Origin of the sequence: Micromonospora fiedleri (assembly GCF_016774385.1) — a bacterium.
GTDB lineage: Bacteria > Actinomycetota > Actinomycetes > Mycobacteriales > Micromonosporaceae > Micromonospora > Micromonospora gifhornensis.
The window spans coordinates 229,149-241,292 of the sequence record NZ_JAETXL010000009.1; the positions used below are offsets into that span (position 1 = coordinate 229,149).

Here is a 12,144-nt window from a genome sequence, read left to right on the forward strand (position 1 = left end):
CCGATCGGAGGTGTCACTGGTCAGCTGTGGCCGGTCAGGCCGCGCTGAGCCGCCACTGCTGGTTGGTGCCACCGTGGCAGGTCCACTGCAACAGTCGGGCCCCGTCCGTGGTGGCGGCGGAGTTGACGTCCAGGCAGAGCCCGCTCGGCACACTCTTCACCGTGTAGACCCCGGAGGTGCCGGTCGGGGTGGCGGTGAACTTCTGTTGGTTGCTGTTGTTGCAGGTGGCCTGCTGGAGGAAGGCCCCCGCTGTGGTGGAGCCGCCGATCACCTCGGCGCACTTGCCGCTGTGCACCGCCTTCAGGTAGACCGCGCCATTACCGGCGTCGACGGCCTGCCACTTCTGGTTGTTGCCGCCGGTGGACGCCCACTGATGGATCTGTGCGCCGTCGGCGGTGGAGACCCCGCTGACGTCCATCAGCTTGCCGCTGTGCTGCGCGGTCAACGTCCAGGTCCGGCCCGCCACCCCGTCACCCGGGGGAGGGCCGCCGGTGCCGACGCCGGGGCCACCGAAGATGTGCGAGTCGAGGTCGAACCAGTTGTTGCCGCTGCCCTTGAACACGAGATACAGGGTGTGGGTCCCGGCCAGGGCGGTGACGTTCACCGGTGCGGTGGACTGGTAGTTGTCCCAGCCGCCGGTGGCGGGCACCGGCGTGGTGGCCAGCAGCGTGCCGGTGGGTGAGCCGGCCCGCAGTTCGATCGTGCCGCCGCCCGACGGCGACGACAGCCGGTAGCTGACCGTGTTGATCCCCGACAGGCTCATCGGGGTGAACGCCACCCAGTCGTTGTTGGAGATGTCCCCGATGCGCTTGCCGCTCTGCGCGCCGGCCTGCTCGACGACCCGGGTGCCGGACTGGCTGCTGTAGTACTCGGCCTGCTTGTGCTTGGGTTGCAGGATCACCTGTGCGTGACCGGTGAGCGGTGCCGCGCCACCCGCCCCGCCGTTGTCGGTGTAGCGGGCGTTGAGCACGTAGAACAGGTTGGCGCCGTCGGGGTGCCCGCCGAGCAGGTCGGTCGGGATCGTGCCCGAACAGCCGGGATAGTCGGTGGTCTCGTGGGCGTGGTCGTCGTGCCCGAGCGCCGGGTTGAGGAACACCTTGGAGCAGTCGATCGCCGCGCCACCCGGGTCGGAGACGGTGATCTGGTACGAGACCCGGTCACCGAAGGTCAGCATGCCCCCGTTGGCCGGGGTGGTGATGGTGACCACCGGAGCGGTGTTGCCGACGGTGATCTGGACGTTGGCGAAGCCGCTCTTGCCCGAACTGTCGGTCACCTTCAACTGGGCCGTGTAGTTGCCGTTGCTGGTGTAGACCTTGGACGGGTTGGCCGCCGTCGAGGTGGTGCCGTCACCGAAGGTCCACTGGTAGCTGAGCGTGTCGCCCGGGTCCGGGTCCATCGACCCGGCGCTGGAGAACTGCACGGTCAGTGGGGCGTTGCCGCTGGTCGGCGTCCCGGTCGCCTTCGCGATCGGGGTGCGTCCGCCCTGGATGTAGTCGATCCGGTAGAGACCGGAGTCGCTGTTGCCGCCGCCGAAGTTGGTGCCCCACTCCAGCAGGTACAGCGAACCGTCCGGGCCGAACTCCATGTCCATCGGCTTGTTGAACCGGGTGGTCGGCAGGAACGGGTTGGTGCGGGTGACCGCCGTGGCGGAGTCGAAGTGCACCTCCTTGATGTAGTTGCGGGACCACTCGTAGAAGAAGTGGACGCCGTCGTAGTAGGGCGGGAACTTGGTCGCCGACGGGTTCGCCGCGTTGTACCGGTAGACCGGTCCACCCATCGGGGCGGAGCCGCCGGAGCCCAGCTCGGGGAAGGCCTGCGAGGTGCCGTAGCCGTACCAGATGTTGGGCGCGACCACCGGCCGCAGGCTGGTCAGGCCGGTGTTGTTCGGCGAGTTGTTCACCGGCGCCGCGCAGTTGAACTTGGCACCCACCACACCGGTGTCCGGGTTGTACGGCGCGTACGGCTGGTTGTCGCCGTGGCAGAACGGCCAGCCGTAGTTGCCCGGCGCCTTGATCACGTTGAGTTCGACGAGACCTTCGGGGCCGCGGTTGGTGGTCGGGGGATTGCGGTCGGGCCCGTAGTCGGCCAGGTAGACCCAGCCGTTGGCCGGATCGATGGAGAAGCGGAAGGGGTTGCGGAAGCCCATCGCGTAGATCTCCGCACGGGTCTGCGCGGTGCCCTGCGGGTAGAGGTTGCCCGACGGGATGGTGTAGCCGCCGCCGGCCGAGGGCCGGATCCGCAGCAGCTTGCCGCGCAGGTCGTTGGTGTTGCCGGCGGTACGGGCGGCGTCGAGCATGTGCTTGCCCGACCGCCAGTCCAGCGGGGCGTAGCCCTGCCAGTTGGGGTCGAGGTTCGGTGCCACGTCGTCGCCGGTGCCGATGTAGAGGTTGCCGTCCGGACCGAAGTCGATGTACCCGCCGGTGTGGCCGGGCTCCGGGTAGGTCCGGTCCCGGTACGCCGGGATGTCGATGATGGTGACACCGCTGGACATGTTGAGCGTGTCACCGGTCAACGTGTAGCGGGACACCCGGTTGACGTCCGTGCTGCTGCTGGCCGGTGAGTGGTACAGGTAGACGTACCCGTTGCTGGCGAAGTTCGGGTCCAGGGCCAGCCCGGTGAGTCCGTCCTCGCCGCCGGTGTAGACGCTCAGCGTGCCGGCGGTGACGGTGCTGTTCGTACTCGGCTTGAAGATCTTGACCTGGCCGCCGCGTTGCACGTAGAGCACCCGACCGTCGGGTGCCACCGCCAGCGCCATCGGGTCGACGGTGTTGTCGTCGAGGGTGCGCTTCTCGAAGTTGCCCCAGACGGTGCCACCGCAGTCGCCGGGCTGGTTGCCGGCGGCCCACTTGACGCCGCCGAGGACGTGGTTGCGGAAGTGGGTCTCGCTGTAGGACGCGATGGCGTGACCCATTGCCGTGGCCCAGACCCGACCGCCGCCGACGCTGCGGCACCAGGAGATCGGGTGGTCCGGGCCCATCGCCCGGGAACCGGGGTTGTACGTCCGTTCGTCGGCGGTCACCAGCACGTGCACGTCGCCGCGGGGGTTCTTGTCGAAGTTGTACCACTCCTCGCTGCGGTTCCAGCGGTCCGGCAGGCTGGCCGTGGAGGGGTGCTTCTTGTCGGCCACGATCGCGGTGCCGGGCAGTACGCCCGGGGAGTGCTCGGGCATGTGCGCGCCGGCGTTGATGGTCTGGTCCCACCACGGGTATTCGCCCTCGATGCCCATGTCGGTGGCGTTGTGGATGGCGACGATTCCCTTGCCGGAGGCGAGGTAGCCCTCCACCGCCTGGCGTTGGGCGGCCGAGGTCCAGACCATGCCGGAGGTCTGGAACATGATGAGGACGTCGAAGGTGGCCAGGTTGGCCGGGGTGAAGACGTTCGAGTCCTCACTGTGCACGAGCTCGAAGTTGTCGGCTGCCGCCTGCTGCTGGAACATCGACACCCCGGCGGGGATCGAGTCGTGCCGGTAGCCGGTGGTCTTGGTGAACAGCAGCGCCCGGAAGGCGGGTGCCGCCGACGCCGGGTTGACCAGCGCGAGCGCCAGTAACAGACCCAGGGTCACACCGATGATTGTTGTCTTACGACGCATTCCGTCTCCTCTGTGGCGGTGCGGTGCGGGCGGTGTGGAGCGGGGCGGGGCAACTGTGGTGCGACCACGGAGCCGGTCACCGGTCCGGGCACGGCGCGGGTGCCGTGCGGTGGGCGCGAGCCCGGTCGCGTCGTCGTGCCTGGCGTCGCCCGGTCGCACGGCCGGCGGTCACGCAGCGTCATGCCGGATCGGTTGCCGTCCCGTGGTCGGGAGGGCCGGGGTCGGAAGCTCTATATATGGGAAGTCGTTGATGTTAACGACAACATCTGAAGCGGTGTGGTGCGGTAGCGCGCGTCCTGAAGGTGCCCGTATGCACGCTCACCTGGGCGGCGAGATGATCGAAAGCCGCTGCCAGGTAGGGGATTGCGAACTCATACCCGAACATCTATCTTCATACGTGTGATGTTTCGGTTGTGTCAAGCGAAAGTTTGAGCACGACCACAGGAAGTGCCGTGCTCGGCGACGAAAACGGGCGGGTCGCCGACGCGGAAGTGCCCTGTGCGCCGCCGATGCACCCCGATTCTGACTACTATCCGTAAGGGATTTCGACGATGCCAGATGGACACGCCGGTGCCCTGCTCGCCCTGCGGGGCATCAGCAAGTCCTTCCTCGGCGTCGGTGTCCTGCACGAGGTCGACCTCGACGTCGCGGCCGGCGAGGTGCACGCGGTCGTCGGCGAGAACGGCGCCGGGAAGTCCACCCTGATGAAGATCGTCTCCGGCGGGTACGCCCCGGACGCCGGCACCATCACCCTGGCCGGGCAGCCACAGGTGTTCGGCAGCCCACGCGACGCCCAGCGGGCCGGCGTCGGCATCATCCACCAGGAGTTCAACCTGCTGCCGGAGCGCACCGTCGCCGAGAACGTCTACCTGGGCCACGAGCCGGTACGCCGCGGCCTGGTCGACCGGCGTCAGATGCTCGCCGCCACCCGACGCCTGCTGGCCTCGATCGGCGAGACGGCCCTGCCCGCCGACGCGCCGGTCGGACGCCTCAGTGTCGCCCAGCAACAGGTCGTCGAGATCGTCAAGGCGCTCGCCCTCGACGCGCGACTGATCATCATGGACGAACCCACCGCCGCGCTGGCCGACCACGAGGTGGCCCTGCTCTACCGCCTGGTACGCCGCCTCCAGGAGCAGGGCATCGGGATCCTCTACGTCTCGCACCGGCTCACCGAGGTCTTCGACCTGTCCAGCCGGATCACCGTGCTCAAGGACGGCCGGCGGGTGACCACCGTGCCCACCGCCGACACCACCGCCGACGAGCTGGTCCGGCACATGGTCGGGCGGGAACTGTCCCACTACTACCCGCCGCGAGCCACCCCGCAGGACATCGGCGAGGTCCGGCTCACCGTGCGCGTGGGCGGCAACCGCAAGCTGCGCGACATCGACCTGACGTTGCGCGCGGGAGAGGTGCTCGGCGTCGGCGGCCTCCAGGGCTCCGGGCGCTCCGCCCTGGCCCGGGCGCTGTTCGGGGTGGCGCCGTTCACCGCGGGCGAGGTCGTCGTCGACGGCACCCCGACCCGCCTGCGTTCCCCGCGTACGGCGATGCGGGCCGGGGTCGCCTACGTCAGCGAGGACCGCAAGGGCGAGGGGATCGTCGCCCGCCAGTCCGTACTGGACAACGCGCTGCTGGCCAGCCGCGCCGTCTTCGCCCTCCGCACCGGTCGCGCCGCCCGCACCGTACGGGTCCGGGAACTGCTCGCCGCCGTCGAGGTCCGCAGCGCCGGTGACCAGCAGGAGATCCGGTACCTGTCCGGCGGCAACCAGCAGAAGGTGGTGCTGGCCCGCTGGCTCGCCGTGAACCCGCGGATCCTGCTCTTCGACGAACCCACCCGGGGCATCGACGTGGGCGCGAAGTCGGCGATCCACGACCTGCTGCGCCGACTCGCCCGCGACGGCGCGGCGGTACTGATGATCTCGTCGGACCTGCCCGAACTGCTCGGCATGAGCGACCGCATGATCGTCATGCGCGACGGGCGGATCGCCGGTGAACTGCCGGCCGGGGCGACCGAGGAGGACGTCGTCGCGCTCGCCGTCGGCACGGTACGGGAGACGGCCGCGTGAGCGCCCTGCCCCTGCTGCCCGCCCGCCGACCGGTGCCGGGCGTGTTCGTGGCCCTGGGCCTCACCCTCGCCATCGGCTGGCTGGTCGTCGCGATCGACGGCGGCCAACTGTTCAACCAGTCGACGACGGTGAGTCTGCTGCACGTCGCCGCCGGGCTCGGGTTCGTCGCGGTCGGCCAGACCCTGGTCATCCTCGGCGGCTCGCTGGACCTCTCGGTGGCGTACGTGGTCAGCCTCAGCACCCTGGTCGCGGCTGAGACGATGAACGGCAGCAACGCGGCGCTGCTGCCCGCGATCGGCCTCACCCTGCTCGTCAGCGCCGGCATCGGGCTGTTCAACGGGCTGCTCGTCACCACCGTCCAGATCAACCCGTTCATCGCCACCCTCGGCGTCGGCCTGCTGCTCAAGGGCTATCTCGACAGCAGGTACGACGGTCCGGCCGGCAGCACCGCCCCGGCCCTCGTGCAGACCCTCGGCTACCAGCGGGTCGGGCCCGTACCGCTGTCCTTCCTGCTGCTGCTCGCGGTCGCCGGGGCCTGCTGGTTCCTGCTGTCGCGGACCCGGTTCGGTCACCACCTGATCGCGGTCGGCGGTGACCCGGAGGTGGCCCGGCTCTCCGGTGTCCGCAACAACCGGGTACGGGTGACCGCCCACGTGCTCTGCTCCCTGTGCGCCGGACTCGCCGGGATCTACCTCGCCAGCCGCCTCGGCTCCGGCGCACCCCGGGTCGGCACCGAGGGCCTCTACGACCTGGAATCAATCGCCGCGGTGGTGATCGGCGGCACCGCCCTCGCCGGCGGCCGGGGCGGGGTCGTCGGCACCGTCGGCGGCGTGCTGCTGCTCGCCGGCATCGACGCCATCTTCAACCAACTCGCGGTGGACGCCTTCGCCAAGCAGGTCGTCCGCGGCGTGATCATCATCGCCGCCGTGGCCGTCTACGCCCGTCAGGCTTTGCGGAAGGCGGACCGGTGACCACACAGACCGTCTCGCGCCGCCTCGCACCGCTGCGACGGCGCAACGCCGGCGGGATCCTGCCGATCCTCGCGGTGCTGGTGGTGCTCCTGGCCCTCGTCGCCGCCCGCCAACCCGACTTCCTCAGCCCGCCGTCGCTGATGTCGTTCCTCGGCCGCTCGGCGCCGATCATCCTGCTCGCCGCCGGTCAGTACTTCGTGATCGTCTCCGGCGAGTTCGACCTCTCCGTCGGCTCCCTGGTCACCGCGCAGGTGGTGGTCGCCGCCCGGCTCATCGACAGCGACCCGTCGCGGACCTGGCCGGTGGTGCTGGTGCTGCTCGCCGGGGGCGCGCTCGTCGGTCTGATCAACGGTCTGATCACCACCCGGCTGCGGGTGCCCTCGTTCGTCACCACCCTCGGCATGTTCCTGATCCTCGTCGGCGCGGTCTACCTCTGGTCCGACGGCGCACCCAAGGGCGGTCTCACCGACCAGTTCCGCCAACTCGGTCGCCGGGCCGTCGAGGACGTACCGGTGCTCGGTCGGCTGCCGTACGCGCTGCTGGTCCTGCTGGTCCTCGCGGTGGCCGCAGTGCTGCTGATGCGCTCCGACTTCGGTCGGACCCTGGTCGCCGTCGGCGACAACCCGCGCACGGCGCAGCTGAGCGGGGTGCGGGTGTGGCGCACCCGCACCATCGCCTTCGTCCTCAGTGGCCTCGCCGCGGCGGTCGCCGCGATCCTGATCGGCGGCTACGGCGGCGTCTCCTTCCAGGCCGGCGCGGGCCTGGAGTTCGGCGCCATCACCGCGGTCGTCCTCGGCGGGGTCGCCCTCGGCGGCGGCCGAGGCTCGGTCGTCGGCGCGATGCTCGGCGCGTTGACCCTCGAACTGCTCTTCGCGTTGATGAATTTCTACGGCGTCTCCGGCGCGCTCAGACCGAGCGTGCAAGGCGCCATCATCCTGCTCGCCGTGGCGGTCTCGGCCCGGCGTTTCTCATCCAGATAAAGGGGATTGCTCAATGAAACGTTGCCTGGCCGCGGTCGCCGCGGTGACCTTGCTGACGCTCACCGGCTGCGCCACGGACACGCCGGTGACCACCCCGTCGAGCACCGGGTCCGCACCTGCCGGCGCCGGCACCGGCGAGCAGTCGAAGTTCTTCGACCAGGCCGACTACGACAACGAGTTGGCCCTGCTTAACGCCACCGCGACCGGGCCGGCGGACAAGCCGTGGGAGCAGGCGCTCAACCCCACGATGGTGGACACCGCGAAGTTCAAGAAGGCCGGCCCGTACAAGATCTGTTTCTCCAACGCGGCGTTGAACAACCCGTGGCGGCAGGTCGGTTACAAGACCATGCAGGCCGAGGTGGCGGCGCAGGGCGACCGGATCAAGGAGTTCGTGCACGTCGAGGCCGAGGGCAAGGACCAGAAGCAGATCGCCGACATCAACGACCTGCTCGGCAAGGACTGTGACGCCCTGATCGTCTCGCCGAACACCACCGCCACCCTCACCCCGGCCGTGGAAGCGGCCTGCCAGACCGGTCTGCCGGTCATCGTCTTCGACCGTGGCGTCGACACCGACTGCCCGGTGACCTTCATCAACCCCATCGGCGGGTACGGCTTCGGTCACGTCGGCGCGGAGTTCGTCAGCCAGCGGATGAAGCCCGGCGGCAAGCTGCTCGCCCTGCGCATCCTGCCCGGCGTGGACGTGCTGGAGACCCGCTGGTCCGCTGCGAAGGTCGCCTTCGACAAGGCGGGCGTCGACGTCGTCGGGGTCGAGTTCACCGACGGCGACCCGGCCAAGACCAAGAAGATCGTCGACGACTACCTCCAGCGGTACGGCACCATCGACGGCGTCTGGATGGACGCCGGGGCGGTCGCGGTCGCGGCGGTCGAGGCGTTCCAGGACGCCGGCAAGCCGGTGCCCCCGATCAACGGCGAGGACCAGCTCGACTTCCTGAAGGTGTGGAAGGAGGCCGGTCTCACCGCGATCGCGCCGACCTACCCGACCTACCAGTGGCGCACCCCGATCATCGCCGCGCTGCGCATCCTCGACGGCCAGCAGGTGTCCAGCCCGTGGAAGCTGCCCCAGCCGACGATCACGCAGGACAACCTCGACAGCTACCTCGACGCGGACATGCCGCCGCTGCACTACGCGATGTGCGGCTGCACCGACCTGCCCGGATACCCCCAGCGCTGGAAGTAGGCCCGATGTACGAGATCGGCGTCAACCCGTGGGTGTGGGCCTCACCGGTCGACGACGCGGCCCTCGCCGACCTGGTGCCCCGGATCGCCCGGTTCGGCTTCGACGCGGTGGAGTTGCCGATCGAGCAGCCCGGGGACTGGGATCCGGCGCGGACCCGGGACCTGCTCACGGCCCACGGCCTGACCGCGGCCGGGGTCTGCGCGGTCACCCCGCCCGGTCGGGAGCTGGTCGACGCCGCCCCGGAGGTGATCGAGGCGACCCGGGCGTACCTGCGGGGTTGTGTGGACGCTGCGGTGGCCGTCGGCGCGCCGACGGTCGGCGGGCCGGTCTACGCCTCGGTGGGCCGGACCTGGCGGATGAGCGTGGCCGAGCGCGCCGCCTGCTACGCCGACTTCCGTCGGGCGCTGACGCCGGTCGCCGACTACGCCGGGGAGCGGGGGGTGGCCATCGGTGTGGAGGCGCTCAACCGCTACGAGACGAGCGTGGTCAACACCATCGAGCAGACGTTGGACCTGATCGACGGTCTGCCGTCGAACGTCGGTCTCATGATCGACACCTACCACATGAACATCGAGGAGGCCGACCCGTACGCCGCACTCGCCGTCGCCGGCCCGCACATCAAGCACGTGCAGGTCAGCGGCACCAACCGGGGTGCTCCCGGCGCCGACCACCTGGACTGGCCCCGGTTCCTCGCCGTGCTGGCCACGACCGGATACCGGGGCGCGGTCTGCATCGAGTCGTTCACCCCGGACAACGACACGATCGCCACCGCCGCCTCGATCTGGCGACCGCTGGCTCCCTCACCGGACCGGCTCGCCCTCGACGGCCTGGCCCACCTGCGCGGAATTCTCGGCTGAGCCACGGGCAGCGTCCCGTCCCGTGCAGGCCCGATCCCGCACCCCACCCACCGCACTCCCGTCCCAGGTAAGGAGACCTCTGTGTCCGTACCTCCCTTGTCGGCCGCACCCCGACGGGTACTGGCCGCGCTCGCGGCGGTGACACTCACCGGCGCGGTCACCGCCACCGTCGTGGCCGCCTCCGCCGCACCCGCCCTCGCGGCCACCACCACCCTGTACGCGTCCCCGTCCGGTAGCGGCAGCAGTTGCAGCGCCGCCCAGCCGTGCTCGTTGACCGCCGCGCAGACCGCGGTACGGGCGCTGAACAGCTCGATGTCCGGCGACATCGTCGTGCAACTCGCCGACGGGGTGTACCGGCTGTCCTCGCCACTGCGGTTCACCGCCGCCGACTCCGGCACCAACGGCTACCGGGTGCTGTGGCAGGCGGCGCCCTCGGCCCGACCCGTGATCAGCGGCGCGCGGGCGGTCACCGGCTGGTCGCTCGTCGACGCCGGCCGCAACATCTGGCGGGCCAACGTCGGCGCCGGGCTGGACAGCCGGCAACTCTACGTCGACGGTGCCGTCGCCACCCGGGCCCGTACCCAGGTCAACCGGGCCGACTTCACCGCCGACAGCACCGGCATGCGGTTCACCAGCAGCGCGTTGAGCTACCTGAACAACCTGGCCAACCAGAGCCGCATCCAGATGGAGAGCGTCAACTCCTTCACCGACCGGTACGTGTCGGTGCAGAGCATCAGCGGCAATCAGATCCGGATGCAGCAGCCGGGCTGGAGCAACAACAACTTCGGGTACGACACCTTCACCAGCCCGCACCGGCCCGGCCCGCTCTACCTGAGCAACGCCTACGAGTTCCTGGACTCGCCGGGGGAGTGGTATCTGGATCCGGGCAGCGGCGCGCTGTCCTACATCCCGCTCGCCGGGCAGAACATGAGCACCGCCCGGGTGGAGTTGCCGACGCTGCAGTCCCTGCTCCAACTCGGCGGCACGTACGCCGCGCCCGCGCATCACGTGACGTTCTCCGGGATCACCTTCACCGGCACGAGTTGGCTGGGCGCCAGTAGCAACCAGGGCTACGTGGACCAGCAGACCGGCGCGTACATCTACGGCAACTGGAACTGGCCGGCCTTCAGCTCGTGCCACAACGGCTGCTCGCAGTTCGAGGCGACCCGACCGAACTGGCAGCAGATGCCGGCCGCCGTGCAGATCTCCGCCGCCGACAACATCACCTTCACCGACTCCGCGTTCGTCAACCTCGGGCAGACGGCCATCGGCATCGGCAACGACGCCAACGCCCACGCCAGCGGGGTCGGCCTCGGGGCCAGCAACATCACCGTCACCAGATCCGAGATCGCCCGCAACGCGGCCGGGGGCATCGTCGTCGGCGGCGTACGCGCCGACGCCCATCACCCGAGCGACCAGCGGATGGTCAACCGGGACATCACCATCAGCAACAACCGGCTGCACGACCTGGGCATCGAGTACCGGGGCATCGTGTCGGTGCTGACCACGTACGTCAACAACGCCACCATCTCGTACAACGAGGTCTACAACATGCCGTACACCGGCATGTCCATCGGCTACGGCTGGGGTTCCAACGACGCCGGCGGCAGCAACCACTACGCCAACCGGGGCCTGTACAACTACCAGCCGCGCTACACCACCGCCACCACGGCGGCCAACAACCGGCTGATCGGCAACTACGTGCACGACGTCATGCAGCAGATGAACGACGGCGGCTGCATCTACACCCTGTCGGCGAACCCGGGCGCGTTGATCAGCGACAACTACTGCCTGCGGACCAACGGCCACTTCGGGCTCTACTTCGACGAGGGCTCCCGCTTCTTCACCGCCCGCAACAACGTCTTCTCCTCCACCGGCACGTGGGCCACGGCCAACTACTGGTACGCCGAGAACATGGGCAACTTCACCGTCACCAACAACTGGTCGACGAACGGCAGCACCAACGTGACGAACGGCGACCGGGGCAACGTCGTCTCCGGCAACGTGACGGTGACGGGCGGCAACTGGCCCTCGGGCGCCCAGGCCGTGATGGCCGCCGCCGGGCCGCAGGGCGGCGGCGGCACGCCGCAGAGCGTGCAGATCGTCGGCGGGCAGTCCGGCCGCTGCCTGGAGATCGGTGGGTCGAGCACCACCAACGGCACCCAGGCGCAGCTCTGGGACTGCCACGGCGGCACCAACCAACGGTGGACCTACACCGCCGGCAAGCAACTGATGGTGTACGGCAACAAGTGCCTCGACGCGTCCGGCCAGGGCACCGCCAACGGCACCCTGGCGATCATCTGGGACTGCAACGGCCAGACCAACCAGCAGTGGAACGTCAACAGCAACGGCACCATCACCGGTGTCGCGTCCGGGCTCTGTCTCGACGCCAGCGGTTACGGCACCGCCAACGGCACCAAGGTCCACCTCTGGGCCTGCCACGGCGGCACCAACCAGCAGTGGTCCCTGCGTAGCTGATCCCCGCG

Annotated in this window: 7 protein-coding genes; 6 read left to right on the forward strand and 1 reads right to left on the reverse strand. The window is 69.6% G+C overall.

The features are described 5' to 3' along the window. Positions 1 to 34 precede the first annotated feature (34 nt). Positions 35 to 3,589, reverse strand: coding sequence for a ThuA domain-containing protein (locus JMF97_RS24510; RefSeq protein ID WP_203223645.1), 3,555 nt, complete (start codon positions 3,587 to 3,589; stop codon positions 35 to 37). A gap of 551 nt (positions 3,590 to 4,140) precedes the next feature. Here JMF97_RS24510 and JMF97_RS24515 point away from each other — a divergent pair. From JMF97_RS24515 to JMF97_RS24540, 6 genes are all read left to right on the forward strand, one after another. Next, positions 4,141 to 5,652 (forward strand): sugar ABC transporter ATP-binding protein, encoded by a 1,512-nt coding sequence (locus JMF97_RS24515; RefSeq protein ID WP_203223646.1) that lies wholly within the window; start codon positions 4,141 to 4,143, stop codon positions 5,650 to 5,652. Further along, on the forward strand, positions 5,649 to 6,623 hold the full coding sequence (locus JMF97_RS24520; protein ID WP_203223647.1) for an ABC transporter permease: 975 nt from the start codon (positions 5,649 to 5,651) through the stop codon (positions 6,621 to 6,623). Before JMF97_RS24515 ends, JMF97_RS24520 begins: the two co-directional genes overlap by 4 nt. Beyond that, positions 6,620 to 7,603: an ABC transporter permease gene (locus JMF97_RS24525; RefSeq protein WP_203223648.1), complete on the forward strand. Its 984-nt coding sequence runs from the start codon at positions 6,620 to 6,622 to the stop codon at positions 7,601 to 7,603. Before JMF97_RS24520 ends, JMF97_RS24525 begins: the two co-directional genes overlap by 4 nt. A 13-nt stretch (positions 7,604 to 7,616) precedes the next feature. Continuing rightward, on the forward strand, positions 7,617 to 8,801 hold the full coding sequence (locus JMF97_RS24530; RefSeq protein ID WP_203223649.1) for a substrate-binding domain-containing protein: 1,185 nt from the start codon (positions 7,617 to 7,619) through the stop codon (positions 8,799 to 8,801). A gap of 5 nt (positions 8,802 to 8,806) precedes the next feature. Continuing rightward, on the forward strand, positions 8,807 to 9,658 hold the full coding sequence (locus JMF97_RS24535; RefSeq protein ID WP_203223650.1) for a sugar phosphate isomerase/epimerase family protein: 852 nt from the start codon (positions 8,807 to 8,809) through the stop codon (positions 9,656 to 9,658). An 81-nt stretch (positions 9,659 to 9,739) separates the two neighbouring features. After that, positions 9,740 to 12,136 (forward strand): RICIN domain-containing protein, encoded by a 2,397-nt coding sequence (locus JMF97_RS24540; protein ID WP_203223651.1) that lies wholly within the window; start codon positions 9,740 to 9,742, stop codon positions 12,134 to 12,136. Positions 12,137 to 12,144: the final 8 nt, after the last annotated feature.

Bases quoted from the DNA above. Each gene is read 5' to 3' on its own strand.
- JMF97_RS24510 (WP_203223645.1), bottom strand. From the start codon at position 3,589: ATGCGTCGTAAGACAACAATCATCGGTGTGACCCTGGGTCTGTTACTG.
- JMF97_RS24515 (WP_203223646.1), top strand. From the start codon at position 4,141: ATGCCAGATGGACACGCCGGTGCCCTGCTCGCCCTGCGGGGCATCAGC.
- JMF97_RS24530 (WP_203223649.1), top strand. From the start codon at position 7,617: ATGAAACGTTGCCTGGCCGCGGTCGCCGCGGTGACCTTGCTGACGCTC.
- JMF97_RS24535 (WP_203223650.1), top strand. From the start codon at position 8,807: ATGTACGAGATCGGCGTCAACCCGTGGGTGTGGGCCTCACCGGTCGAC.